At 59.6% G+C, this 23,106-nt stretch carries 24 protein-coding genes, 1 tRNA gene and 1 pseudogene; 17 read left to right on the forward strand and 9 right to left on the reverse strand.

Translation table 11 applies throughout. The annotated features are described in order from the left end of the window. Positions 1–265: 265 nt before the first annotated feature. The 3 genes from ACYQML_RS04230 (at position 266) to ACYQML_RS04240 (ending at position 907) form a co-directional block, all read left to right on the forward strand. The gene (locus ACYQML_RS04230; RefSeq protein ID WP_461234822.1) at positions 266–442 is read left to right on the forward strand and encodes a hypothetical protein; all 177 of its coding nucleotides are present in this window, start codon (positions 266–268) and stop codon (positions 440–442) included. Between the two features lie 54 nt (positions 443–496). After that, the gene (locus tag ACYQML_RS04235; RefSeq protein ID WP_461234823.1) at positions 497–670 is read left to right on the forward strand and encodes a hypothetical protein; all 174 of its coding nucleotides are present in this window, start codon (positions 497–499) and stop codon (positions 668–670) included. Positions 671–733: 63 nt separating this feature from the next. Further along, entirely contained in the window at positions 734–907 is a 174-nt protein-coding gene (locus tag ACYQML_RS04240; RefSeq protein WP_461234824.1) for a hypothetical protein, read from the forward strand. 212 nt (positions 908–1,119) lie between these two features. Here ACYQML_RS04240 and ACYQML_RS04245 read toward each other — a convergent pair whose 3' ends face one another. Continuing rightward, positions 1,120–1,548, reverse strand: coding sequence for a toxin-antitoxin system HicB family antitoxin (locus ACYQML_RS04245; RefSeq protein ID WP_461234825.1), 429 nt, complete (start codon positions 1,546–1,548; stop codon positions 1,120–1,122). Between the two features lie 138 nt (positions 1,549–1,686). Between ACYQML_RS04245 and ACYQML_RS04250 the strand changes: the two genes are divergently transcribed. Continuing rightward, the gene (locus ACYQML_RS04250) at positions 1,687–2,292 is read left to right on the forward strand and encodes a hypothetical protein (protein ID WP_461234826.1); all 606 of its coding nucleotides are present in this window, start codon (positions 1,687–1,689) and stop codon (positions 2,290–2,292) included. 5 nt (positions 2,293–2,297) lie between these two features. Beyond that, positions 2,298–3,254, forward strand: coding sequence for a tyrosine-type recombinase/integrase (locus ACYQML_RS04255; RefSeq protein ID WP_461234827.1), 957 nt, complete (start codon positions 2,298–2,300; stop codon positions 3,252–3,254). Positions 3,255–3,497: 243 nt separating this feature from the next. Here the strand turns inward: ACYQML_RS04255 and ACYQML_RS04260 are convergent, their stop codons facing one another. Next, complete coding sequence (locus tag ACYQML_RS04260; protein ID WP_461234828.1) at positions 3,498–3,722, reverse strand: hypothetical protein; 225 nt, start codon at positions 3,720–3,722, stop codon at positions 3,498–3,500. A gap of 168 nt (positions 3,723–3,890) precedes the next feature. On the opposite strand from ACYQML_RS04260, the gene ACYQML_RS04265 reads away from it, so the two are divergent. Together ACYQML_RS04265 and ACYQML_RS04270 are read left to right on the forward strand one after the other, a co-directional pair. Beyond that, positions 3,891–4,265, forward strand: coding sequence for a type II toxin-antitoxin system RelE/ParE family toxin (locus ACYQML_RS04265; RefSeq protein ID WP_461234829.1), 375 nt, complete (start codon positions 3,891–3,893; stop codon positions 4,263–4,265). 11 nt (positions 4,266–4,276) lie between these two features. After that, a complete protein-coding gene (locus ACYQML_RS04270; protein WP_461234830.1) occupies positions 4,277–4,615 on the forward strand; it encodes a helix-turn-helix domain-containing protein in 339 nt (112 codons plus the stop codon). A gap of 214 nt (positions 4,616–4,829) precedes the next feature. Here the strand turns inward: ACYQML_RS04270 and ACYQML_RS04275 are convergent, their stop codons facing one another. After that, positions 4,830–4,964 carry a hypothetical protein gene (locus tag ACYQML_RS04275; protein WP_461234831.1) on the reverse strand — a complete coding sequence of 45 codons (135 nt, stop codon included), beginning with the start codon at positions 4,962–4,964 and terminating at the stop codon, positions 4,830–4,832. Positions 4,965–5,436: 472 nt separating this feature from the next. Between ACYQML_RS04275 and ACYQML_RS04280 the strand changes: the two genes are divergently transcribed. From ACYQML_RS04280 to ACYQML_RS04290, 3 genes and pseudogenes are all read left to right on the forward strand, one after another. Beyond that, a complete protein-coding gene (locus ACYQML_RS04280) occupies positions 5,437–6,030 on the forward strand; it encodes a recombinase family protein (RefSeq protein ID WP_461235663.1) in 594 nt (197 codons plus the stop codon). Between the two features lie 5 nt (positions 6,031–6,035). Further along, positions 6,036–6,456 (forward strand): annotated as a pseudogene (locus ACYQML_RS04285) (hypothetical protein). A gap of 300 nt (positions 6,457–6,756) precedes the next feature. Further along, entirely contained in the window at positions 6,757–8,673 is a 1,917-nt protein-coding gene (locus tag ACYQML_RS04290; RefSeq protein WP_461234832.1) for a GmrSD restriction endonuclease domain-containing protein, read from the forward strand. Positions 8,674–8,913: 240 nt separating this feature from the next. Here the strand turns inward: ACYQML_RS04290 and ACYQML_RS04295 are convergent, their stop codons facing one another. From ACYQML_RS04295 to ACYQML_RS04305, 3 genes are all read right to left on the reverse strand, one after another. Further along, positions 8,914–10,047: a hypothetical protein gene (locus tag ACYQML_RS04295; RefSeq protein ID WP_461234833.1), complete on the reverse strand. Its 1,134-nt coding sequence runs from the start codon at positions 10,045–10,047 to the stop codon at positions 8,914–8,916. Further along, the gene (locus ACYQML_RS04300) at positions 10,044–10,565 is read right to left on the reverse strand and encodes a DUF4365 domain-containing protein (RefSeq protein WP_461234834.1); all 522 of its coding nucleotides are present in this window, start codon (positions 10,563–10,565) and stop codon (positions 10,044–10,046) included. The genes ACYQML_RS04295 and ACYQML_RS04300 overlap by 4 nt, the downstream gene beginning before the upstream one ends. A 408-nt stretch (positions 10,566–10,973) precedes the next feature. Next, positions 10,974–11,915, reverse strand: coding sequence for a LysR family transcriptional regulator (locus ACYQML_RS04305; RefSeq protein ID WP_461234835.1), 942 nt, complete (start codon positions 11,913–11,915; stop codon positions 10,974–10,976). Positions 11,916–12,009: 94 nt separating this feature from the next. On the opposite strand from ACYQML_RS04305, the gene ACYQML_RS04310 reads away from it, so the two are divergent. The 3 genes from ACYQML_RS04310 to ACYQML_RS04320 all read left to right on the forward strand — a co-directional run bounded on the left by ACYQML_RS04310 (position 12,010) and on the right by ACYQML_RS04320 (position 15,870). Then, positions 12,010–12,762: an SDR family NAD(P)-dependent oxidoreductase gene (locus tag ACYQML_RS04310; RefSeq protein ID WP_461234836.1), complete on the forward strand. Its 753-nt coding sequence runs from the start codon at positions 12,010–12,012 to the stop codon at positions 12,760–12,762. A 483-nt stretch (positions 12,763–13,245) separates the two neighbouring features. Beyond that, the gene (locus tag ACYQML_RS04315) at positions 13,246–14,142 is read left to right on the forward strand and encodes a hypothetical protein (protein WP_461234837.1); all 897 of its coding nucleotides are present in this window, start codon (positions 13,246–13,248) and stop codon (positions 14,140–14,142) included. Between the two features lie 825 nt (positions 14,143–14,967). Continuing rightward, positions 14,968–15,870, forward strand: coding sequence for an exodeoxyribonuclease VII large subunit (locus tag ACYQML_RS04320; protein ID WP_461235664.1), 903 nt, complete (start codon positions 14,968–14,970; stop codon positions 15,868–15,870). A 437-nt stretch (positions 15,871–16,307) separates the two neighbouring features. Here ACYQML_RS04320 and ACYQML_RS04325 read toward each other — a convergent pair whose 3' ends face one another. Further along, positions 16,308–16,439, reverse strand: a complete 132-nt coding sequence (locus tag ACYQML_RS04325) for a hypothetical protein (RefSeq protein ID WP_461234838.1) — start codon at positions 16,437–16,439, stop codon at positions 16,308–16,310. A 462-nt stretch (positions 16,440–16,901) separates the two neighbouring features. On the opposite strand from ACYQML_RS04325, the gene ACYQML_RS04330 reads away from it, so the two are divergent. Next, the gene (locus ACYQML_RS04330; protein ID WP_461234839.1) at positions 16,902–17,756 is read left to right on the forward strand and encodes a hypothetical protein; all 855 of its coding nucleotides are present in this window, start codon (positions 16,902–16,904) and stop codon (positions 17,754–17,756) included. A gap of 455 nt (positions 17,757–18,211) precedes the next feature. After that, positions 18,212–19,885, forward strand: a complete 1,674-nt coding sequence (locus ACYQML_RS04335; RefSeq protein ID WP_461234840.1) for a recombinase family protein — start codon at positions 18,212–18,214, stop codon at positions 19,883–19,885. On the opposite strand, the gene ACYQML_RS04340 is transcribed toward ACYQML_RS04335, so the two are convergent. Then, positions 19,856–19,932 (reverse strand) — tRNA-Arg (locus ACYQML_RS04340). The genes ACYQML_RS04335 and ACYQML_RS04340 overlap by 30 nt on opposite strands. A gap of 189 nt (positions 19,933–20,121) precedes the next feature. Here ACYQML_RS04340 and ACYQML_RS04345 point away from each other — a divergent pair. Both ACYQML_RS04345 and ACYQML_RS04350 read left to right on the forward strand, forming a co-directional pair. Further along, positions 20,122–21,171 (forward strand): cysteine synthase A, encoded by a 1,050-nt coding sequence (locus tag ACYQML_RS04345; RefSeq protein ID WP_461234841.1) that lies wholly within the window; start codon positions 20,122–20,124, stop codon positions 21,169–21,171. 188 nt (positions 21,172–21,359) lie between these two features. Further along, positions 21,360–21,515: a hypothetical protein gene (locus tag ACYQML_RS04350; protein WP_018046049.1), complete on the forward strand. Its 156-nt coding sequence runs from the start codon at positions 21,360–21,362 to the stop codon at positions 21,513–21,515. A gap of 66 nt (positions 21,516–21,581) precedes the next feature. Here ACYQML_RS04350 and ACYQML_RS04355 read toward each other — a convergent pair whose 3' ends face one another. Next, positions 21,582–23,006: a serine protease gene (locus tag ACYQML_RS04355; RefSeq protein ID WP_461234842.1), complete on the reverse strand. Its 1,425-nt coding sequence runs from the start codon at positions 23,004–23,006 to the stop codon at positions 21,582–21,584. Between the last annotated feature and the right edge of the window lie 100 nt (positions 23,007–23,106).

The raw sequence follows: 23,106 nt of genomic DNA on the forward strand, positions 1-23,106 counted from the left end.
TCTCCAAGTGTTAATTTTTAGTTGACAGTTTTCCCTGGCCAGGGAGCGGAGCCGTAGAAAAATTCCGCAATGTTCCACCAAAAACCGAAGTGACGGTGCATCTTCCGCCCAGTCTCGGACTTATATCATTGTCATCAGCAAGGGCGAGCAAGACTAGATCCAGAAAAACTACCATGATCTAGAAATACTCACCCAATAAATCTTTACGTTGCTAGGTAGCAGTCGGATAAAGATTTATATCCAGCAACGATTGGATCGTATGGTCATGAGCAAATCATTTATCGAATTTGCAGTCGCGCTCTCATTGATCGCAACGGCTTCATCGCAAACTTTTGCAGGCAATATCTCTCCAATCGGACAGATGAACCAGACCGTCTTGGTTCCGGTGTTGTCGATTGAAGAAAGTGACTCGATAGATAATCTTCTCGGTTCATTTCAATAAGAATACACGACGCCCCCACCCACTCATCTCACCCATCATTCAAGGAGACTCATCATGCGCAAGTTCATCCTCTCGGCTCTCGCCACCACCGCCCTCGTCGTCGGAAGCTCCTCGGCCTTCGCTGGCTACTGGATGCCGAACCCCAACGGCCCGTACTTCGCGCCGATCTACGTGCCCACCTACAGCTGCATGCCCGGCGCCTACGGCCCGATCTGCGGCATGAACTGAGACATCGATCCGACCACCGACACCCCACCCACTCATCTCACCCATCATTCAAGGAGACTCATCATGCGCAAGTTCATCCTCTCGGCTCTCGCCACCACCGCCCTCGTCGTCGGAAGCTCCTCGGCCTTCGCTGGCTACTGGATGCCGAACCCCAACGGCCCGTACTTCGCGCCGATCTACGTGCCCACCTACAGCTGCGGGCCTGGCCCCTACGGCCCGATCTGCGGCATGAACTGAGACATCTATAGAAAGAAGACATACCAACAAAAACCTCCTACGGGAGGTTTTAATATTTAGCGGAATTTCTTGTTAGAATTACCAAGATACATATTTGAAACAGACAACTAAACACACAAACGCAATAGTAAATCCTATGATCAGAGCGGCGGCGCCTTCTGCGGAAACATGTAGACTAGACGTTGATGCATCAATCTGTAATTTACTCATGATCATTCTCCATCAGTTGCACAGCGTTCCAGACAACGAATAATCCAGGCATTTAAAGACTGTTTGTTTGTGGACGCTTTGTCTGATAGTTTATTACGTAGGCTTTCTGGCATGCGAAGGGTATATTTTACTTCACCAGATCCAGCCTCAGGCATCTCGCCAAATAGTTTTTCAATTAGCTCCGGTTGATAGCTATAGTTCTTCTCTAGCCACGCGTTGGCTTGATCTGGCGTAAAGGGCTCTATTGTCTCATGATCGTGCTCATCCGCGCCGCTGAGATATCTATAATTAAAAAATGCCCCAAATCTTGTTTGATATAAATAGTTTCCTTGGATCCAGGCATTGTCGACCTCGTCGCGGCCTTCAATTAAAGTTGCTGTTTCTGTATTATATGTTTTGCCATCGATGATTCTTTTGCACTTGTTGTTCATACCATTTCATCCAATCAGTTGCCGTCACCTGACCAAAACTATGTCAGTTGCCGTCACCTGTCAACACTCGCCGTCACCTATATTCTTGCGCGCGATCCCTATCACCGATAATGTCCTTTATCGGTGATAGGAGCAGATATGACGAGTGCTGGTGAAAATCATGTTTCGGTTGCGAACGAAGTCAAGACAGCGGTTCGTTCCAATCTCATTGCTGCAGCAGCCTCAGGTATCGCGGGAGGTGTCGTAGCGGCATCGCTTGCAGCTTGGGCGTTGGTGGCAACGTTGCCAGGTAAGGTTGGACTTACGCCGGCCGGGGCTGTCATGGCCTTTGATCTAAAAGGTGGATGTCCTTCGGGCTGGCAGCCATACTACAAGGGCGCAGGTCGTTTTATAATTGGTGCAGCTGGCGAAGTTGAAATAGACAACATACCAGGCGATTTTACCGTTGATAAATCTGGAAATAGAATTTCTCAACGAGGATTTGGTAAGTCTGGAGGTCGACAAAGTCATGAAATTAATATTGAACAAATGCCGAAACATAATCATGACAGTGCAATCGGAGTAGGTCCTGGCACTACGCTGGGAAATAGATTCCCGATAGACGGAACCCAAAAACAAACTGTTTATGGCACAAAGGAAGGACCTGCCGTCTCGGTAATGACAGCTTATGCTGGTAAAGAAAAGCCAGAACCTATTGATATTTTACCTCCGTATGTCGCGCTCTATTTTTGTACAAAAAACTAGCTCAAATGAACCAGCTTGCCGCCCTGAGTAGCTACCCCGGCCCGGCCCTTGTGACGGCGGCAGGCGAGCACGCCGCCTACCGTTTCCTCGAATTCTTCACCGCGCAGATCAGAAACCCCAACACCCGCCGCGCTTACGCCAAGGCCGTGGGCGACTTTTGCGCATGGATGGAGGCGCGGGGCCTGCCCTCAATCGCCGCCGTGGGATCGATCCACATCGCCGCCTATGTCGAGGAGCTTGGGCGCAGCCATAGCGCCCCGACCGTCAAGCAGCGTCTGGCGGCGGTCCGCATGATGTTCGACTGGCTGGCGACCGGTGGCGTGCTGCCGTTCAACCCGGCCAGCGCCGTCCGTGGCCCCCGACATTCGGTGAAGTCAGGCAAGACGCCCGTGCTAGCCCCCGAGGAGGCCCGCGAGCTGCTGGACAGCATCGATATCGGGACAGCCATCGGCCTGCGCGACCGCGCCCTGATTGGCCTGATGGTCTACACCTTCGCCCGGATCGGCGCGGCCACAGCCATGCGGGTCGAGGATGTGTTCGTTCAGAACCGCCGCCTGCGGGTGCGGCTGCATGAGAAGGGCGGCAGAGCTGCGGCCCTCCCCTGCCACCACAACTTGGAAGCCTACCTGCATGCCTACCTGGATGGGACCGGCATCCAGGACGACAAGGACGGCCCCCTGTTCCGCCCCATAGGGCGCGGCACCGCGCTCCTCACGCGCACGCCCCTGATGGCACGTGATGCCCTTGCGATGGTCCAGCGCCGGGCCGCCGCCGCGAAGATTGCGACCAGGATCGGCAACCATACCTTTCGGGCCACCGGCATCACCGCCTACCTCAAGAATGGCGGCACGCTGGAACGGGCCGCCGCCATCGCCAATCATGCCTCGACCCGCACCACCCAGCTCTACGACCGCCGGTCGGATGAGGTGAACCTGGACGAGATCGAGCGCATCCTGATCTAAAAAGGCCGCCTTGAAGGGCGGCCTTTGCATAGGATCGGTCATTCAATAAGTCGTCGTGTAAGTTGTATTGCCGATGCGTCGGGATATTGTGACTCTCAATTTTCCCTTCGCTGTAATTGTTCTTGTTGTCGTTATATTACCTGACGTACTCCTAGCTGTTCTACTTATGCCGCTTTTGGTTTTGCGAACTGTGTATTTAATTTTGCCCATAGCTATCTCCTGCGTGCGATACAAATAATTCAATTAGACGTCATGCCAGTGATTATAGGCGGCAGACGGACTAATTCCGAGTATTCTGACGGCATCTTTTTGACGCATACTTCTACGTTTTATTTCTTTTATTAGGCCTTTGCCTCCTTCAGAAAGATTTCGTTCATTGGTAAACATCAAATCACGCAGCTCATTATATGCAACTTCTACTCCTTCTACTTCTTGGCGAATTTCATCAATTTTAGTTGAAAGAGACATTGAGGTAGTCCGTGCGGTTTGCGCCTGTGGGAATGAGCGGCAGAACCGAAAGTGAAATTTGTTCACGGTTTTTGCAAGGGGGCTCCGCTATAAATTTTTTACTTATTCCGAGGCGGCCTGTCAGTTTCCCGTTGACAAAATTATGGCTAAACACCCATAATATGGGGAGTGAAAACCGTAGCCCCTGCCCGTAAGCCCTGTCGCTTTCTCGGCTCGGCCCTGAAAGACCTGTGCGCCTTCCCGCCAGCCGTAAGGGCTGATGTCGGGTATGCACTGGACCTTGTGCAGTTAGGTGAAGAACCTCTATCCGCAAAAGCACTGAAAGGTTTTAGCGGACGTGGTATCCTTGAGATAGTCGAGAACCACGACGGAGACACCTATCGGGCCGTTTATACGGTGCGTTTCACTGACGTAATCTACGTCCTCCATTGCTTTCAAAAGAAATCAACGAAGGGAATTGCTACTCCGCAACGCGAGATCGATCTCATTAAATCGCGCTTGCAGATGGCAGAAACAGATTATGCAACGCGTGCCGGAGAATAAGGGCGAATATCATGAGCAAACTAGAAACCGGAGTCTTTGAAGGAAGCGGAAACGTCTTTGCCGACCTCAATTTGCCTGATGCAGAGGAGTTGCAGCTCAAGGCTAATCTGACTGCTGCGCTGCGACGGCTCATTGCTGACCGCAGACTTACTCAGACCAAGGCGGCGCAGATCGCTGGCATTGGACAAGCTGACCTCTCCAAGCTGCTCCGGGGCAGCCTGCGTGGCCACTCAGTGGAACTTCTGATGCGGATGCTGACTGCGTTTGACCAGGACATCGAGATCATCGTCCGACCTCATGCCAAGGCAGGAGAGGGCGGCCGGATCACGTTCACCCCAGCCATCGCTTAAGGCGATGATCCACAAATGAGAGGGCCGCACCGATTGGGCGGCCCTTTCTTCATGCGTAGAAACGGAACAGCGCAAGGCCTCCTAACGCACCCGTGGCTGGCTGGCCGAGGCGTTTACTGCAGCCCCGATGATGCAGCCCGTCGCAGTGGACTGGGCGGGCTGCATCATATGCAAAATTAGGGTTGTGAGAGACGTCTGTCGCTAGGACAGAGACTTAGAAATTCCGTCGCAGATCACGCAGCATCAGATAGGCCAGTGTGATTGCTGTCAGGCAGTAAATGGAGACATCGCCCATAGCGTGAGCGTGGAAGCTGAAAATGCCAATATCAAGGAAAGTGGTTCCGGTCATGGATAATCTCCCTGCCGGGCGTGCAAGATCGCCCGGCGTTGCTACGCCGTGGCGATCTCTGCTAGCGAGGTCCCTAAACCACCTCGCCTAGGGGCAGGTTTGTCAACTGCCCCTCAGAAATCGATGTTGCCGGACCGACACCCCCCAGCTTCAGGGTTCCGCTTGCAAATATAATCTGCTTAGGCCTGCGGTCGGCCTTTCCCCACTATTTCAGGGGCGTTTCGCTGAGGCTGCCGGTTAGGGGGCTGCGGGCGAACCGACCTCCTTTATCGTAGGACGCGCGCGTCAACGCAAGAGGAGCGGCAACATCAAAGGTAAGGAAGCACAACATTATTCAGCGATTAGAAAACGACCGTTTTCCCGACATGATCGGGAGATGTTCGCTACGCGGCCTAGAAAGGCTCCGTTTCTGTCGGGAAAATATGACTGGTTTTCTATTGCCAGATAAACGCTCTTGAATCACTATCCCGACATGCTTGTCGGATATGCCCGTGTCTCTACCATTGACCAAAACCTGGATCTGCAGCGCGACGCGCTGACAAACGCTGGTTGTGAAAGGCTGTTCGAGGAGAAAAAGTCTGGGAAAGCTGGCACGAAGCGTCCCGAGTTCGAGGCCGCTCTCGCCTACCTGCGGCCCACCGACGTGCTGGTGGTGTGGAAGCTCGATCGGCTCGGTCGCTCGCTTGTCGAGATGATGCGGACGATCGACAGCCTCCGCACAAAAGAGATCCACTTCCGCAGCCTCACCGAGCAATTCGATAGCGACACGGCTCACGGTCGCTTCGCCCTGCAGATGCACGGGGCCATGGCCGAGTACTTCCTCGATCTCAACCGCGAACGGACGATGGAAGGGTTGAAAGCGGCACTGGCTCGCGGCCGAAAGGGTGGCAGACCGAAGAAGCTCACCGATGCCGATCTCGAAGTTGGCCGCGCTCTACTCCAGTCCGGCACGATCTCGATCGCTGCCATCGCCAAGCGGCTCGGGGTCAGTCGGGACACCTTCTACAGCTACTTCCCTCAGGCTCGGGCACGTAGCCAGGCCGCCCCCATAGGCAGAAGGGTCTGACCCCAATGCCAATCCGGCGTGAGCACCGCTTCTATTACCCGATCGACTGGCCGCAACTCTCCGCCGTGATCCGCTTCCGACGGGCAGGAGGCGCCTGTGAGGGATGCGGACGACCGCATGGGCAGACGATCTACCTTTTGGGCGACGGACGCTGGTGGGATGCCTCGACCGGCTGTTGGCGTGACGGGAGAGGGCACACTCTCCAGAGCCTGCCGAGCTTCGAGGACCTTGGACGCCTGCGCCCGACCAGGGTGGTGCTCGCGACCGCGCATCGGGACCACGACACTGGCAACAACACGGACAGGAACCTCGCCGCTTTCTGTCAGCGCTGCCATATGAACCATGACCGCCCAGAGCATCGACGGCCGGTGGCGAACCCTTTTCAGGCGCAAGGCCTCTGGCGATCTGTTTCGCGGTCCGTATTAGTGGTGGTTTTCAGCCGGTCCGCTTCTGGGCAGCAGATGCATCGGAGCGGACATAGCCGCTGGGCCCGCTTCCGACCCAACCCGGCCGCCAGGACCGCTGTCTCCGCTTCTCGAAAGCCGCCGCTCCCCAACCCTCTGGCAAATATGGTTAGAAGCGACAGCCGTATGGTGGTTCGGCCCTCGGCGACAGCCAGTCGCCGAGGGGGCGCACGTCGGCCCACACGAAACCGGCCTCCAGCCTTTTTGCTTGAGTGTGAGGTGCCGCTGGGGAAAACTCGTTTCAATCAAGTGTGGAGACGACATGCCGGGATCGACGTTTCAAACCAATCCGGTGGACCTACTGAAGGTCCTCGACGACTGCCACCGGGGCGTCATCCAGCTCCCGGATTTTCAGCGTAGCTGGGTGTGGGACGAAGACCGTATCAAGAGCGTGATCGCCTCGATCTCCCGAGCGTTTCCGATCGGCGCCTTGATGTCGCTCGACACGGGCGGGCCGGTGAACTTCAAGCCGCGCCCTGTCGAGGGCGCTCCAACGGAAGCGCGTGACGTCGTTCCGCAATCGCTCCTGCTCGACGGCCAGCAGCGCATGACATCGCTCTACCAGGTGACGCTGCGCGGCAAAGTGGTGGAGACCGTCACCCCCAAGAAAAAGCGGGTCAAACGCTGGTTCTACATCGACATCCGCAAGGCGCTCAACGCTGGCACGGACCGCGAGGAAGCCATCGTCGGCATGCCCGAGAACCGGATTGAGCGCGGCGATTTCGGTCGCGCGGGCGAGCTGGATCTCTCCTCGGCGGAGCAGGAATACGCCCATCTGATGTACCCGGTATGCCAGGTGTTCGACTGGGACAGCTGGCAGGACGGCTTCGATGAGTATTGGGCCGGTGACGAGCACAAGGCCGTCAGAGCCGCCTTCCGCACCTTCAAGAAGGAAGTGCTCGAGAACTTCAAACACTACCGCGTGCCGGTAATCGCCCTCGATCGCTCGACCTCGAAGGAGGCGGTCTGCGTCGTCTTCGAGAAAGTGAACACCGGCGGCAAGGCACTCGATGCCTTCGAGCTGGTGACAGCCATGTACGCGGCCTCCGGCCATGAGCTGCGCAAGGACTGGTACGGCGACGAGAAGACCAAGGGGCGGCACCGCCGCCTGGTAGATACACTGCGTTTGGCAGACACCGAAAAAGGCATCCTGGCCGGGGTATCGAACACCGATTTCCTGCAGGCCGTGTCGCTCTTCTACACGCGCGACAGACGTCGGGCGGCGGTCGAAGCCGGCAAGGAAGGCAAGGAGCTGCCCGCGGTCTCCGGCAATCGCCAGGCCCTGCTCGATCTGCCTCTGGAGGCCTACATCCGCTACGAGACGCAGGTGGAAGCCGGCTTCGTCCGGGCGGCCAAGTTCCTGCACATGCTGAACATCTACCGCATCTTCGACCTGCCCTATCAGTCGCAGATCGTGCCGCTGGCGACGATCCTCGCAGATATCGGCGACGCCTGGGAGCACGAGGCCAACCGGGCAAAGCTGTTCCAGTGGTACTGGAACGGCGTCTTCGGCGAGCTGTACGGCTCGACTGTCGAGTCCCGGATCGCCCGCGACTTCGTCGAGGTGCCGGATTGGCTGAGGGGTGGCAAGGCGCCATCGACGGTCCGCGAGACGATCTTCCGCGCCGACCGCCTGAAGACCATGCGGATGCGCCTCTCAGCCGCCTACAAGGGCGTGAACGCGCTCCTGATGCAGAAAGGCGCCAAGGATTTTCGCTCCGGCCAGAAATTCGATCACACCGTGTTCTTCGGCGAGAATGTCGACATCCACCACGTCTTTCCGCAGGCCTGGTGCAAGGGCAACGGCATCAGTCCGACCGTCTACGACTCGATCATCAACAAGACGCCGCTGTCGGACCGCACCAACCGAATCATCGGCGGTGCGGCGCCATCCGAGTATTTGGCCAAACTTGAGAAGGGCAGCAGCACAGCCCCATCGATCGAGGACGCAACGCTCGACGGTCATCTGTGCTCCCATCTGATCGATCCGGCGCAGCTCAGGAGCGACAATTTCGAGGCCTTCATGGAGAGCCGGCAGAAGGCGCTCCTTGAGATCATCGAGCAGGCGATGGGCAAGACCGCTTACACCGGCAATGTCCCCGAGGAGGGGCTGGACGTCGAGAGCGACGCCGAGACCGCCGAGGCCGGGCTCACGATGCCCCTGCAGTCAGCCGCGTGAGATGTGCGGAAGCTTGATATCAAACGGCGTTCTGCCGGCAGCTCACGCCTTCCAAGCGTCCTTGAGCGGCTGCCCTCCTACAGCTGCATTTGGGATGCATTAGCGGGCTTCCATATGCCCAGCATGGGTCGCTTACGGACCTCTGATGCGAAACTCAAGAGTTTTGCACCACGCGACTGCTTGCTGAAATTATTGGACTTTTTGGTGCAAGTGTCCGGTGCGGGCCGCAAAAGCCTACGTCTAAAACGTGATGATCTTGAAATTCTCAGGGTGCTCTAATCGCCAGGATCGGCCGATACGGGTCAACATACCAGACACGGAAACCGGCTTGCCAGATTTATGAGCTTCGACAGCCTCGGAATAATCCGCATTCGGCAGAGATAGCCTAACATGCAACAAAGTATTATCGTCGCTGGCCCAATTGATCTCGATTTCCTTCGGCGCGGGATCTTCCAAAAGGTCGGCTGGATTGCCGTCTGTCTCGACGCGCCTGATGCGACCAAAGACGGTCACAGGGCGAGGCTTTTCATCGACGCGCATTAATTTGGCAGCGGTTCTAAGCAAATCGACGTTCTTATGCTCAATGGAAAAAGTTAGCCGCTGATCGAGCTTTTCAGAACGCCATTCCGGCGAGAGTTTGATGCCAATGACCATCTTTGAGACGTCTGTCTCCTCGATCACATCAGCCATAGCGTCACACATATTGGCGCTAAAACCATCGGCTCGGCGGACGATGACGCCAGGGTTCTGGGTTTCAACCGCTTCGCTGTACGTCGACAGGCCGACAGCGATCCGCTCCACGATCTTCCGGTTAAGCGGCAAATTCTCAGCGCCAACATCAAGGGTAGGCGTGTCATTCAGACCTACGGGAGACTCGATCAAAAAGCCGAAACTTCCTCGGAACGTATGCCCAAAGCGACACCGCTCCGCATACTCAATCGCCTCCTTACGGGTCCGCTTGAAATGCCTCTCGCCTGTCAGTTCTGTTGTAGCAGACGATGCCAAGAAATTGTGCATCTGATTTATATATCGCGATGCAACATGCAATTGCACTGTGTCATTGACAACATATTCATTGGGTATCTTGCTTGTAATTTGGTCATAGGCAAGCGATTTGATATCGCTGCTGATATCTTCAATTGCCCGATCATAAAATTCAGAAATAGTTTTTAGGGCAAAGAATACTTCTTTCTTCTTTTCCTCAAGCTCTATCTGCTTATCAAAAAATATTTCGACCGGATCGGGTGCCTCATCCTTGAAATAGACTCGACTGACCTTCCGGCCGAACGCATCCGCAAGCCACCCGAAATGTAGCAGGTAACGCGCAATCAGGCTTGGCTCGATATCGAGTCGGGGGTCGTTAACATCGATCATAACGCCCCCCCGGTTTTCCGCGTCCGTTCTGCCGCCAGTAGATCGTTCAATGAGTCGGGTGTCAGGATATTAGTGCGGGCAATCAGAATCTTTTTGGTGGACTCTTCATTCGTGGCAGGAGCGCCAGAAAGCACTGTATAATAGCAACAGTGCTGCATTTTCATGAAATCTTCGGAAACCTCAACCCAAGTTGAGTGATCATCGGGAACACACAGTAGGATTAAAACAGCACCGATTCCATCCAGATCGCGCGTCACCAGATCGTTGTAAGTTTTCGTCTCAATGCTATATGCAACACTTGCGTCTTCATGTTTCCAATTCTTTGTGCACTTAAGCTGAAAGTCGACCGGAAAACCGGACTCAATTCTCCTTTTGCCGCGTACAATTACAGGCCGAAAAGTGCCGTCGAATCCATAGTCAAACTCGCGCCCAACATGCAGATTTACACCCGCAGTTCCTGCGATAGCGTGAATGTAAGACCGGCTAAGGCTCTCTTGTGTGTGCTGTTGCGTTATCATTTGCTGTGGAGCGATTGGTCCGGGCGTAAGAAAAGTTTATACGATGCAATGGATAAGCGGTCCATCGCGGCTTGGGGCCGCGCTGAACTATGGGGGGGATAATGTCATTGGGCCGCTCGGCGGAACATCCGATGGTTGCATCGGGCTATGCCGCACAGCGCTCCAACCTCGTCAAGGCAATCGGCCTCGGGAGTCCCCAGGCGGCGCATTAAGCGCTCGGTTTTGCCGGTCGCTTCTACAGCCGCGTAGGTGAAGCGCTCGGCGATGGAGGAGCAAATATCGGGAGGGTCTGCTTGGGGTCGTGAGCGGGCGGGACGGTAATGTCCGTTTCTGCCTAATCCCGCTCGTAAGCGGACCGGCGCAAAACCACCCAACCCTGCCGTAGGGCAGACGGACGGGGCTCGACCCTCAGCGGTCATTCGGCTGATCGTTAACGAGTGGCGGCTCACGAACGCGGAGCGGACCTTGGCTTTTAAGCTCGTCGATCAGGACCCTTAGCCCTCCAGATACGTGCCGCCGGCTCGGGTAGTAGAGGAACAGGTCGTCCTTAATTGGGCACCAGGCTTCCAGGCAGCGGTGCAACGTGCCGGCTTCGAGATGCAGGCGTGCGCGGTCCTCCCAGACGTAGGCCAGCCCGCACCCCTGCAAGGCCGCCTCGATCATTAGATCCTGGTCATCGAGTGTCACCGGGCCATCAACCACGACGGTCAGGACCTCTCCGTTGCGCTCAAACCGCCAGTCGAACATCGCGCCGCTCGGATAGCGGTAGCGGATGCCAACGTGTTGCCCGAGGTCACGGGGATGCTGCGGCGGGGGTCGTGAGCGGAAGTAGTCCGGCGACCCAACCACGATCAGGCGCTGCACCGGCTTGATTCGGACGGCCACCATGTCCCGGGACAACACCTCACCGAAGCGGATGCCAGCGTCGAACCCTTCCTCGACGATGTCGATGAGCCGGTCGGTCGCCATGATGTCGAGCCTGAGCCCAGGGCTCTCTTCGACCAGCCGGCCCAGAACGTCCCGGAACACGAAGGGCGCTATCGAGGTCGGCACGTTGATCCGAACCGTCCCAAACGGTGTCGCACGGAAAGCGTTCAGGCCGTCCTGCGCCTTCGTGATCTGCTCGAAGGCCGGGGTGAGGTCGGCGAGGTAGCGCTCGCCTGCATCGGTCAGAGTCACGCTGCGTGTCGTCCGCTGGATCAGACGGACGCCAATGCGCTCCTCCAAGTTGCGGATCGCGTGACTGATGGCCGATGCCGCCACGCCCCGCTCCGTCGCGGCCTTTCGGAAGCTGCGATGCCGAGCCACCGCAAGGAACGTCGACAACTCACCCAGTTCGCTCCCGCGCATTGTTCTGTTTCGCTCACCATCGCACGCAGAAACTAGCACGTTATCGGAACAGCGCTTCGTCCCTACCTTCGTTCCAAACGAACGGACAATTGACATGGACCTTCAACTGAACGGCAAGACGGCACTGGTGACGGGGGCGAGCCAGGGGCTCGGGCGCGCCATCGTCAAGGCGCTCGCTGCGGAGGGCGTCAGGGTGTTCGCCACCGCCCGCAATCCCGAACTCCTCGCCTGCCTCGCGACCGAGATCGGTCGGGACGGCGGGGTCGTCCCGACCGTATTCGAACAGGACTTCATGGCCGAGGACGGCCCGAAGCGGATCGCCGAAGCTGCGCTGTCAGCCCTCGGTCCCCTCGACATCCTCGTGAACAACGCAGGCGGCAGCCGGCCGATGGCCATCGATGCACCGGAGGAGCAGTGGATCGAGGGCATGACCCTCAATTTCGACCGGCATCGTCAACTTACCCAGGCCCTGCTGCCGAACTTCCTCGCTCGGAAAGCCGGGTCCATCGTCAGCATCTCCGGCAACCTAGAGCCCGAGGTGGTCAACGCGGCGATGGTCGCTAAGGCCGGGCTGGTAGTGTGGTCCAAGGGCTTGTCGGAGCAGCTTGGCCAGCACGGCATCACCGTCAACTGCATCCAGCCGGGCTTGATCGATACCGCTCAGATCCGCCGTCTCTACCCTGGCGATGAGCGCCGCAAGTTCGCGGAGCGTGAGATTGCGATGCGCGATTTCGGTGAGCCCGAGGACGTGGGAAACGCTGTCACCTTCATCGTGTCGCCGCGCGCCCGCTACATCACCGGGATCGTGCTGACCGTCGATGGCGGGATGCGTCGCTACGCATTCTGAGCCTCGCAGCGATAGGCTAAGGTAGCGCTCGGACGGCTGCTCTGGCGGACGGTTGAAAGAGGTCTGCTTACGGCGGTGGAGCGGACCTTCGAAGCTTGCAAGCTGAACAACCGCTCCCCACCCATCCCGGTCATACGCGTCCGTCTATCAGGCTGCCCAGAAGCGGACGCTCCGAAGGTCCGACAAGGGTCAACAGATACCGTCTGTCAGAACCTAGTTCTGGGGTCCGGTATTGGGTAGCAATTTCAAAAATATCGGCGACCAGATTAGGTTGGAAGCAGAGAAGATAGTCTTGGTTTTTGTTCTCCCGAAATGACGTGGCCGGCTGCCTGCGCGCCGCCTTATGAGAAGCATTGATGAGAAGGGTGTCGGGGTATCCGACGCAAATCCCAGGAAGAACACACCAGGACGAAAGCTCCAGCGCCGTCGCGCTCGAGCCAGAGTTCGGGTCGCTTCCGCTCCCTTCGAACTCAGGAAAACATCATGACCATCACCGTGCCCACCGGCGCGCATACCTCCGCATGCCCACCAGCCTCGCAAGAGGGACTGGGAGCCTTGCTGGAGTTTCTGCCCCGCAGGGTCAAACCGGGCATCCGCGGCCTCCTCTCGGGGCTCGATCCTCTCCAGCCAAATTGGGGCCACGTCTTCCTGCGCGAAGAATGGCTCACCGCGCTCGCCAAGGAATGGGGAATAGAGCCGGGTTTGATCCGAGCGGGGGAACAAGTGCCCATCCGCATTGCCATCGAGCATGACGCGAAACTCGGACCCCGTCTCGTTATCTCCATCTGCGATAACCCCACCCCTGCTCAGGCTTCCGCAGACTTGGATCTGCGCCGACGCTTGGAGGAAGGGGGGCTGTGGCGTCCGGCCCGGGCGCCCGAGAAGCTGCGCCAACTCTACGCCCTCACCCCTAAAACTGGGACGGGCCACTGGGCGTCACTCGTGCCAGGGCTCAGAGAGTTGGACGAGAACCGCATCGTCTTTCTGTCCGAGCGACCCGTCGATCTCAGTGATGTCGCTGATGTCCTCCTCGCACTGCAGGATGCCAAGGAGTTCGTGCACTGGACCGGTGCGGACGCCGTCCTCGTCGCCACGGGAGACCGCGGCGTCGGCTCCCGGATCTTCAGCGACCCGGACGTGGTGGAGGCTGCTTGCGGTCTAGGAGCGACGCTCCTGACCCTCGCTGGTCCCGTGCCGACGCTGGTCGACGATCTCGCCTGGCGTTCCGTCATTCTCCCTGACGAGATGCAGGGCACGATCGAGGCGATCTTACGCGGGGAACTCGACCGAGCCGATCGGTCCCGCCTCGACCGCATCGAGAAAGTTCTTTCCGATCGACCCGACAACGAAAGTAACGGGTTCACAGACGTACCGTTCTGAGGCGCCGCTACGCCTCGGATGCCCATTGGGCATCCGGACAAGAACTGGGACGGTCCATTGCCGTCCCGGTCCCCGCTTCTCGTAAGAGCGGTCGTCGCGCACTCGGTCCACGTTCGTGACCATGCCAAAGGCTCTCACCCTCCTGCCAAAGCCTGGGCCGCTGCGCGACGGCGCCTAGCCCAGGCTCCCAGCACCGGCATCGCTCGGTCTCAACGTTCGACGTCCAGGACGTCGGGGGCATGGACTGGGCATGCCGCCCCCTCCCCTCACTGACCCTTCCATCAATCCTTCACCTAGGAACCCATCATGCGCCATCACAGAATCCGTGGGTGGAGCGCCCCGCTCCCGACTGCACTGCCGCCTCATCCTGCCCCACAGGACAACGGTATCCAGCCGTCCACGAATGATCATCCCATCCCGACAAACACCAGCGTCATTCCCCTGCAGAACCTCATCGCCTCGCTGCGACAACAGGTGAAAGGCGATCATGTCGTGAGCGCCAGCGTGCTCAGCGTTGAAGCCACGTCACGGGATGGCTTCGTGCTTCTCCTCGGAGAGGCTGAGGCTGCAAGCAGAAGTGAGCCGCCGCGGCTCGAAGCTCACCTCAGTGAGAACGAGCGGACAGCGATAGAAGCCGAACTCGGCAGCCCCTTCGATCCTCTCTCTCTAGTCAATCGTAGGATCGAGGTGGCGATACGATGCTCGCTTCGGCAACGCTACAGTCGCGGAGCCGCCATCCAGGCCAAGGTCATCGGTCTTCACTTGATTGGCGAAATCCCAATCGAACTGGAGATCCGACGTGAAGAGATGCTGAGATTGCTCCGAATGGATGGAGTACGGTTCGGACCTTCGACCTGGGAGGATCCGGAGGAGCCCTATCACGTCGCGGTCATCGCATCGGAGGTCGGTGACGCCCTGCGCGACGTGGAGCATGTGCTGAAGCCCCTCGAAGCCTTGGGACTGATCGCACTCCACCGGATCAAGGGCATCTTCGAGGGCCCCAGCGCTGAGAGCTCCCTCATCGAGGCCATGGCCAAGGCTGAAGCGCTGCATGCCGAACACGGGTTGTCCGCCACCCTCATCGTCCGGGGAGGGGGCCCAGCCTCGTCCTTCTCACCGCTCAATGCGTGGGCAACGGCCGCGGCGGCGCGGCGCCTTTCGAACCTTGTCGTGGGCCTTGGCCACGCCGCAACGCCGCGCACCGTTCTCGATGAGGTGGCCGGACGGTCCGTACCAACGCCCACCGCAGCAGCCATGCTGATTCGGGATCTTGTGCGCCGAACGGCCATCCGTGCCGACCAGGCGCTTACGGCCCTGGCTGAGACCATCCGCAAGGATATCGAGGCGGAGGCCCGCATAGGGCTATCACGCGCCATGACGGGGTTTGAAGAAGCGGTTCGTCTTTGCGTAACCAACGCCGAGCAGCAGCTTCTCAAGGTCGGTCTTACGATCGAGCGCAGCCTCCTCACCTCCATCGCTGCTCATGCCGAGACAACTGCGAGAGAGGAGACCGTGGACGGAGAAGAGGGCGACGCCGAGCGTCTTGCCGACTTCGACGTTGCTCACGATCCAGTCGTAGAGGCTGGCCTGGCGCTGGTGATCGAGGCTGAAACCGGCTTCGTGATGACCAAGGCCGCGGACGCCCGTCTCGCCAGCCGCCTCATTCTCCAATTTCCAGATGGCGTCGTCGGCGTCTGGAATCACCCCAAACCGATCACAACCCACTGACCCCCATCATCAAAAGGAATCCCAGAACATGAACGACACGCCAGACACACCCATCCCCTTCCTCGAGGCCCTTCGCCAGATCGAGGCTTTGACCCTACGCATTCACCAGGAGAGGCTTGCGGCCTTCGAATCGGTCGAAGAGACCTACGCCGAGGTGCAGAGACTACGCACTGTGCTCATCGCGCGTGTTGCGGCTCTCCGATCGATGACTGGTTAGAAGCCACTGATCTGGATCACCCTGAAGCGGGCAGCAACCTGTCCGCTTCAGTAGCTTCACCATAGCGTTTGTGAGGAAAGGGCACATTCAATCGCCTCGAATTCCGCATCTGTGACTATGCAAACAAATCCCCCAAGCAATGCATAGCGGTTCCTCTTTACAATTCGGTGCAAGACCGAAGTTGGTGCGTGGTCAGTCATCCTTGTGAGAAAATTTGTCGCTACCGCCCCATGCTGACGCTTCCCAGGCTGAACACGGAGCCGGACCAGTCGAACCGGCCGCGCGGACCACTCAAAGTCGAGAGTTTGCCGATGGCGTCGAAAGGCTTCCGACGCTCCGTCACGCTCTTCATTCCGGCACAGGTCCTCGCGTTGGAGACCGAATAATATCGCACATTGATGTGCGAGACCCGCAGGTCATTGACCTCAAATCTGGCTAAAGGTGAAGATGGGTGAGGGTGCCGCGTGCCACGGCGCTATCAAATGGATCAAGCCGAACACGCGTCCAAATTCCGTGCGTCCCCATCGCTAAGCCACGACTTAGGGAGCTTTTCCAGTAGCGCGTCCCTTCGGTACCCATCAGACACTTGTTATCTCGCAGCCGTGCGCCATATCAACTTTTGTCTATTTGTGCTAACTATTGGTGTCCCATGTCAGCAAGCGACGACGGAAGTGACGACGAGACGCTAAATCGCAAGCCGTTGCTTACGGAAGCGATACGTCAGACTGGGCGCGAGGGCTCAGCGAGAGTAGTCGGCTTTCAGTTCGTTGTAAGAGAAGGCCCTGGCGCCGGAACCAGTAGTCCGGAGACCCGAATGCTGAAAGCAGCGATGGGCATCATTGGTCTCGGTCTTCACACCGTCCTCCTAAACCGCAGCCCTGTCGACGATCAGACAGGTGGTACTCCCGCACAGGTGCGATCCGACGAAGCGGCCAAACGAATATTCAGGGATGTTCGGTGCCCGTGGACGGCCGCAACCTTGTTGAAAGAAGGTAAACAATGGATTGCTGAGCTAACACCTTATGCCTCAGTCCGCCGGTTCAAGGATGTGTATGCTGCAGGTGCTTCCAGTGGCACCTTTGATGAAGCCTGGATGGCGGATCAACAACGCGTCTTACGATTGCTTGGGAAGGCCGCCAACCAGGCAGATCTGATTTCCTCTGGCGTTCGCTACATCACAACGAATCGAAAGAAGGTCGGTGAACCACGCTCACCGGATCGCCCCTCCGTCATGGAGAAGAGGCTGTTTGGAGAACCTAATCGTCAGAAGGATTGGGAACTGACGATGCCGGAAATGGTGGAAGTCGCCCTTCACGGCCACGTCAATCCCGGACGCATCTGGCTTTCCTATGACCGGTCGATTCCAATGTTCGAGGCGGCAATTTGTGCAGGCTTTTGCAGCATGGGAATGGTGGGTATTCTAGAAAGGGAAGGGGCTGAGTGGCTGAAAAGCAACCTTGCCAATCATCTTTTCCTGGTTAGTGAAAACGCGGAGGAATTTCTCGACTTTTTGAGATGCCGCGACCTCATCATGAATGCTTTCAGCGGAAGAGCGCAGGCCAAACGTGAGGACCTCAAGGCCTTGTTGATCCCCCAGATCGTGGCGGGCCTAGCGCAACCCGAAGCGATTCATGTTCGTCCCATAATACGGCGATCGGCCTCCTCATAGGGGTCGAATTCGCGCCGGCGAAGGCGAACTCCTAATTTTTATCCCAGATTTTCGGTGACACGTGGTGTCATTGGAGGGCTCCCCCAACGCGGAGCCCAAACATGCGTAAACCTCTATCAAGACAGAATTCTGGTCGCCCTAGAGGTCGGACGGCACAAGCCTCCCGCCGAGATGGACGGCATGCACCGGGAGCCCGAGCACGCATTGGACGGCGGCGTGCACCTGCAACTGGAAACGTACGTGTCGTCGTCGTCGCCATGCCAGAATCCGTGATTGAACGCGAGCTTGACGCGGTCGAGCACTATCTCGCTGACGAGATCGACAATCTCCTTGGCTGAACGACGTTGGAGCATTCAACCGCCGCGCAACAAGGTGTTGGCGGCGGCCGCTCGCCCCTGTCGCATCGCTTTACGATCCATCATTCTGCAACCTGAAGAGAATCGAAGGGACCGCTCATGTCTCGTCACAGCTCAGCCGTCGCAACCACTCCGCCTGCACACCGGCAGCTGAGAGCCGTTGCCTACACACGTGTCTCGACCGGCCCCCAAGCCGAAGCGGACCTATCGCTGCCCGATCAAAGAAATCAGATCGCTGAATGGTGTCGGGCGAACGACCACGTTCTCGTCGGTGAGTACGAGGAACGTGGTGCATCGGCGACGAGCGAGAAGGGAAGGCCGCAGCTCGCGGCGCTACTCGAACGTGCCTGTGATGGATCACGGCCTTACGACCTCATTGTGGTTCACAGCTTCAGTCGCTTCTTCCGAAACAACTTTTTGTTCGAAGGGGTGCGACGAAGGCTGAAGAAGCACGACGTGCGCGTGGTCTCGATGACCCAGCCCTTCACGGAGGAAGACTCAGCGCACGTCCTGGCTCGGAACATTTTCGGCTTGTTCGACGAATATCAATCTCAGGAGAACAGCAAACACGTGCTTCGTTCGATGAAGGAGAATGCGCGCCAGGGCTACTGGAATGGCTCGAAGCCGCCGTTTGGTTATCGCACCATCGAGACGGAGCAGAAGGGTAAGCGGCTTAAGAAGATTCTGGCCATTGATCCGGTCGAGGCTGAACTCGTACGGCTGATCTACCGCCTGATCGTCGAGGGCGATGGACGGTCAGGCCCGCTCGGTGTCAAATCAGTCTGCAACTGGCTTAACGAGCGAGGCCACGTTACGCGGACTGGCGCGCGCTGGGGCATCGGACCGCTGCACGATATTCTGACGAGGCCGCTTTACGCAGGAACCTATCAGTTCAATCGGCGCGAGGCGAAGACACGACAGCTCAAGGCGCAGGCGGAGGTTATCGAATCGACGGCTCCGGTCATCGTAACGCCGGATCTTTATCAAGCGGTGCAGGACACCCTTCGCAGCAGGAGGCCGAGCGAGGCGCCGCCACGCGAGGTCACGGGACCGATCCTGCTTACGGGCATCGCCCAGTGTGCGGCCTGCGGCGGCGGCATGACACTGCGCACTGGCACCTCCAGCACCGGGAGGGTCTATCGCTACTATACCTGCTCGCCGGCGATGCGGATGGGCAAACGTGCCTGCCCGGGTACGAACATCGCGATGGCCAAGCTAGACGATCTGGTCACTACCGCGCTGGTCGGGCGTTTGCTGACGACGGACCGAGTGCAGGAAATCCTCTCGGGCTTGGTCGCGCGCCGCCAGTCTCGGGTCGGCCTTGCACAGGGGCGGATACAGGCTTTGGCAACCGAAGTGGCCGAAGCCGAGGTACGGCTGAAGCGCCTGTACGCTTCGATCGAGGCAGGCGTCGCCGATCTGACCGATGGAACCCTAAAACAGCGTCTCGACGATCTGCGGGCTGAGCGTGATCGGGCGAGAGCGGCTCTGGAGCGGCTTCGTGAGCAGATTCGGGAACCTGTCACGGTGACACCGGAGCAGGTCGACTCCTTCGTGCGTGTGATGCGATCACGGCTACAGGAGGGTGAAGTGCCGTTTCGGAAAGCCTACCTCCGAGCCATCATCGACACTGTCGAAGTTGCAAAGGAAGAGGTGCGGATCACAGGCCGCCGGGATGTTCTGGAAAAGGCCGTAGGGAACGGCCCTAACGCCGCCCCCGGCGTTCGCAGTTCTGTACGTGAATGGCGCGCCCGAAAGGATTCGAACCTCTGACCCCCAGATTCGTAGTCTGGTGCTCTATCCAGCTGAGCTACGGGCGCCGACCTGACCGGGGGAGAGTTGTGCGCTCCGCCGTCGGTGGGGGTGTCTAGAATCTCCTTTTCAGCTTGGCAACCCCTTCTCGACCGATAGGCGTACCTTTCTGCGATCCGCGTGATCGTGGGTGGTCGCGGGACGCCGTGTCGGTCATGCTCGTTGCTCCTCACATCGCAGGAGACGCCCGACCCGTCATGACCACGCGCACCCCTTCCCTCTCCGGCGATGTCCTCGCCGCCATCGGCGGAACGCCGCTGATCCACCTGCGCAGGGCGTCGGACCTCACCGGCTGCACCATCCTCGGCAAGGCCGAGTTCCTCAATCCCGGACTGTCGGTGAAGGACCGGGCGGCCCTGTCCATCGTCGCGGATGCGGAGCGGCGCGGGTCGATCCGGCCTGGCGGCACCATCGTCGAGGGGACGGCGGGCAATACCGGCATCGGGCTCGCCCTGGTCGCCTCGGTCCGCGGCTACCGCACGGTCATCGTCATCCCGGAAACGCAATCGGCCGAGAAGAAGGAGACGCTGCGCCTCGCCGGCGCCCGCCTCGTCGAGGTCCCGGCCGTGCCGTTCTCCAACCCGGACAATTACGTGCATGTGGCGCGGCGGCTCGCCGAGCGCCTCGCTGCGACCGAACCGGCCGGCGCCTTCTTCGCCAACCAGTTTGACAACGTCGCCAACCGCCAGGCGCATGTGGACACGACCGGCCCCGAGCTCTTCGCCGCGACGGAGGGTCGGATCGACGGTTTCGTCTGCGCCGCCGGAACGGGGGGCACCCTCGCCGGCACCGCCCAGGCCTTGCGGGCGCTCAAGCCCGGAATCACCGTCGCGCTCGCCGATCCAGAGGGATCGGCGCTACATGCCTATTACACCACCGGCACGCTGAAGGCCGAAGGCTCCTCGATCACCGAAGGGATCGGCCAGGGCCGGGTGACCGCCAATCTCGAAGGGTTCCGGCCGGACCATTCCTTCCGCATCCCCGACACGGAAGCCCTGGACATCGTGTTCGGGCTGATGCGCGAGGAAGGGCTCAGCCTGGGCGGCTCATCGGGGATCAACGTCGCCGGCGCGATCCGGCTCGCGCGGGTTCTCGGCCCCGGCCACACCATCGCGACCATTCTCTGCGACGGGGCGGCGCGCTACGCATCTAAACTGTTCAACCCGGCTTTCCTCACCGAGCGCGGGTTACCGGTGCCGGCCTGGCTCACGGAAACGGCGGGCGATCTCCCCGACTGGCGGGCCTAATACCGGACGGCAACGGGTGCGTCTCGTGACCGTCCGACCGTGCGGCTGGGGCTGAAATCGACTTTCCTGCAACACCGTCATCAATCTGCATCATCGTGACGCGGTCGCGTTGAACGGAATCGGCGGATGGACGTTTCACCGGTCAAGCTCAAGCAATGTTGGTTGGGCGTGACCGGAGTTTCTTTCCCATGACCCTGACCACCATCCTGCTCATCATTCTGATCCTCGCCGTCCTCGGCGGCGGCAACTTCCTCGGTGGCGGCGCTTATCGCGGGCAGAGCTTCGGTCTGGGCGGTATCCTCATCATCATCCTGATCGTGCTTCTGGTCACGGGACGCCTCTGACCGCACGACCGGACCGGCGGGGCGTTCCGGCGCCCCGCCGGCCATGCATCCGGGACAGCGCGATCCCTACGGACAGGTGAGGCCGACCACCGAGTCAGCCACCCTGGAGGCGACCGCGCCGAGGGTGGAACCCGATCCGCCGCTGGCCGCCCCCGGCGAGATGCCGTTCTCGGCCAGGAACGCGAAGGCCACGCGGCCATCGACCATCGGGTAGCTCATTGGCGGCGCCACACCGGCGACGAGACGGGGCGACGACGGATAGCGGGCGACGAGACCCGCCAGGGCTCCGTCCCGGTCGAGCACGATGGCCCCCGACGATCCGGGCTGTAGCGGCGCGGAGAGCCGATCCCCGCCAGCTTGGCCCGACGAGACGGCGATCCCCCCTCCCCCATCGGCCCCCAGGACCACGAGCGCGTCGCCCGGCGTCAACGCGCTCCCTTTCGAGGCCAGGGTGGCAACGCGGCCCTTCGCGCCGGTCCCTTCGAGAAGTGCCAGACCGCGGCCTAAATCCACCTTGACGATGCGTGCTGCCGCGCCGGCGATCCGTGGTGCCGCACAGGTCTCCAGGACCGAGGAGCTTGTCAGGACACGCCCCGGGGCGACGACGAGGCCGATGCCTGTCGTCACAGCGGCGCGGACCAGAGGCGGCAGGGCTTTCACCGCCGGAGCCGGCGTGGACCTGTCGAGTGTCCCACCGGGCTTGACCGCTACCTGGGCAGGAGCGGCATCGGCCGTCTCCGGGAACGGTACGAAGCTGTTGGCGACGGCGATGACCAAGCGGTCTACATCCGGCCCGAGGGCCTTGTCGTAGCCGATGGTGAAGCCGCGAACTCCCCCCGGGGCGGCGGCATAGCGGATGTAGGATTTGCCCGTCGCCGTCTCGTCGGTGACCACGAGGAAATCCGGCCGCTTGATCTTGTAGGTGACCTTGCGGTCAGAGCCCGGCGCGGTGATGCGGGCGAATAGGGCATCGAGACTGGTCTCCTCCGGGGCGAAGGATTTGGTATCGAGGGTGACGCGGCCATCCCCGCTCTGCCAGCGGGTTCCGCCGGACTGAGGGATGCGCTTAGCGAGCAGCCGCTCGGGCACGCCGATCATGACGCCGCTCGCCGAATCGGGCTTCACGGTGAAGCGCGCCGCCTTCCGAGCCATCTCGCCGGCTGCGAGGATCGCCGCCCGCATCCTCGCGTCCGGGAAGCCGGGCGCCGGGTTGCCGGCACGCTTCTGGTAGGAGAGCAGGGCGTCATAGGTGCGGCGCCCAAACGTGCCGGTGATGACGCTGTTGTAGTCGCCGGTCCAGACCAGGGCGTCCTGCAGGCCCTTCCTGTCCGGCTCCGGCAGGGGCTCGAAGGCCGCCTTCGCCGCTTCGAAGGCGGGGTCGGCCGCCGGTGCCGCACGGGCAGGCGCCTGGGCGGGGCCTTGAGCCTGAACCGGCAGGACGAGGAGGGCCAGAGCCGCCGCAACCCCTGCGAATCGCGCGCGCTGCGTCATGGTCCACGCTCTCCGATGGCCTTTTGCCGATGCCGTTTGCGAAGGTGTGACAGAGGGATCGCCGGATTTCCAGCCGATCGTCAGAGCGAGCGCGTCATTG

The organism is Methylobacterium sp. CM6244 (assembly GCF_054817885.1).

Bases quoted from the DNA above. Each gene is read 5' to 3' on its own strand.
- ACYQML_RS04350 (WP_018046049.1), top strand. From the start codon at position 21,360: ATGACCCTGACCACCATCCTGCTCATCATTCTGATCCTCGCCGTCCTC.
- ACYQML_RS04300 (WP_461234834.1), bottom strand. From the start codon at position 10,565: ATGATAACGCAACAGCACACACAAGAGAGCCTTAGCCGGTCTTACATT.
- ACYQML_RS04320 (WP_461235664.1), top strand. From the start codon at position 14,968: ATGGATGGAGTACGGTTCGGACCTTCGACCTGGGAGGATCCGGAGGAG.
- ACYQML_RS04305 (WP_461234835.1), bottom strand. From the start codon at position 11,915: ATGCGCGGGAGCGAACTGGGTGAGTTGTCGACGTTCCTTGCGGTGGCT.
- ACYQML_RS04275 (WP_461234831.1), bottom strand. From the start codon at position 4,964: ATGACCGGAACCACTTTCCTTGATATTGGCATTTTCAGCTTCCACGCT.
- ACYQML_RS04295 (WP_461234833.1), bottom strand. From the start codon at position 10,047: ATGATCGATGTTAACGACCCCCGACTCGATATCGAGCCAAGCCTGATT.
- ACYQML_RS04315 (WP_461234837.1), top strand. From the start codon at position 13,246: ATGACCATCACCGTGCCCACCGGCGCGCATACCTCCGCATGCCCACCA.
- ACYQML_RS04235 (WP_461234823.1), top strand. From the start codon at position 497: ATGCGCAAGTTCATCCTCTCGGCTCTCGCCACCACCGCCCTCGTCGTC.
- ACYQML_RS04270 (WP_461234830.1), top strand. From the start codon at position 4,277: ATGAGCAAACTAGAAACCGGAGTCTTTGAAGGAAGCGGAAACGTCTTT.
- ACYQML_RS04335 (WP_461234840.1), top strand. From the start codon at position 18,212: ATGTCTCGTCACAGCTCAGCCGTCGCAACCACTCCGCCTGCACACCGG.
- ACYQML_RS04280 (WP_461235663.1), top strand. From the start codon at position 5,437: ATGCTTGTCGGATATGCCCGTGTCTCTACCATTGACCAAAACCTGGAT.
- ACYQML_RS04255 (WP_461234827.1), top strand. From the start codon at position 2,298: ATGAACCAGCTTGCCGCCCTGAGTAGCTACCCCGGCCCGGCCCTTGTG.
- ACYQML_RS04290 (WP_461234832.1), top strand. From the start codon at position 6,757: ATGCCGGGATCGACGTTTCAAACCAATCCGGTGGACCTACTGAAGGTC.
- ACYQML_RS04250 (WP_461234826.1), top strand. From the start codon at position 1,687: ATGACGAGTGCTGGTGAAAATCATGTTTCGGTTGCGAACGAAGTCAAG.
- ACYQML_RS04345 (WP_461234841.1), top strand. From the start codon at position 20,122: ATGACCACGCGCACCCCTTCCCTCTCCGGCGATGTCCTCGCCGCCATC.
- ACYQML_RS04330 (WP_461234839.1), top strand. From the start codon at position 16,902: ATGCTGAAAGCAGCGATGGGCATCATTGGTCTCGGTCTTCACACCGTC.
- ACYQML_RS04310 (WP_461234836.1), top strand. From the start codon at position 12,010: ATGGACCTTCAACTGAACGGCAAGACGGCACTGGTGACGGGGGCGAGC.
- ACYQML_RS04245 (WP_461234825.1), bottom strand. From the start codon at position 1,548: ATGAACAACAAGTGCAAAAGAATCATCGATGGCAAAACATATAATACA.
- ACYQML_RS04355 (WP_461234842.1), bottom strand. From the start codon at position 23,006: ATGACGCAGCGCGCGCGATTCGCAGGGGTTGCGGCGGCTCTGGCCCTC.
- ACYQML_RS04230 (WP_461234822.1), top strand. From the start codon at position 266: ATGAGCAAATCATTTATCGAATTTGCAGTCGCGCTCTCATTGATCGCA.
- ACYQML_RS04325 (WP_461234838.1), bottom strand. From the start codon at position 16,439: ATGAAGAGCGTGACGGAGCGTCGGAAGCCTTTCGACGCCATCGGCAAA.
- ACYQML_RS04260 (WP_461234828.1), bottom strand. From the start codon at position 3,722: ATGTCTCTTTCAACTAAAATTGATGAAATTCGCCAAGAAGTAGAAGGA.
- ACYQML_RS04240 (WP_461234824.1), top strand. From the start codon at position 734: ATGCGCAAGTTCATCCTCTCGGCTCTCGCCACCACCGCCCTCGTCGTC.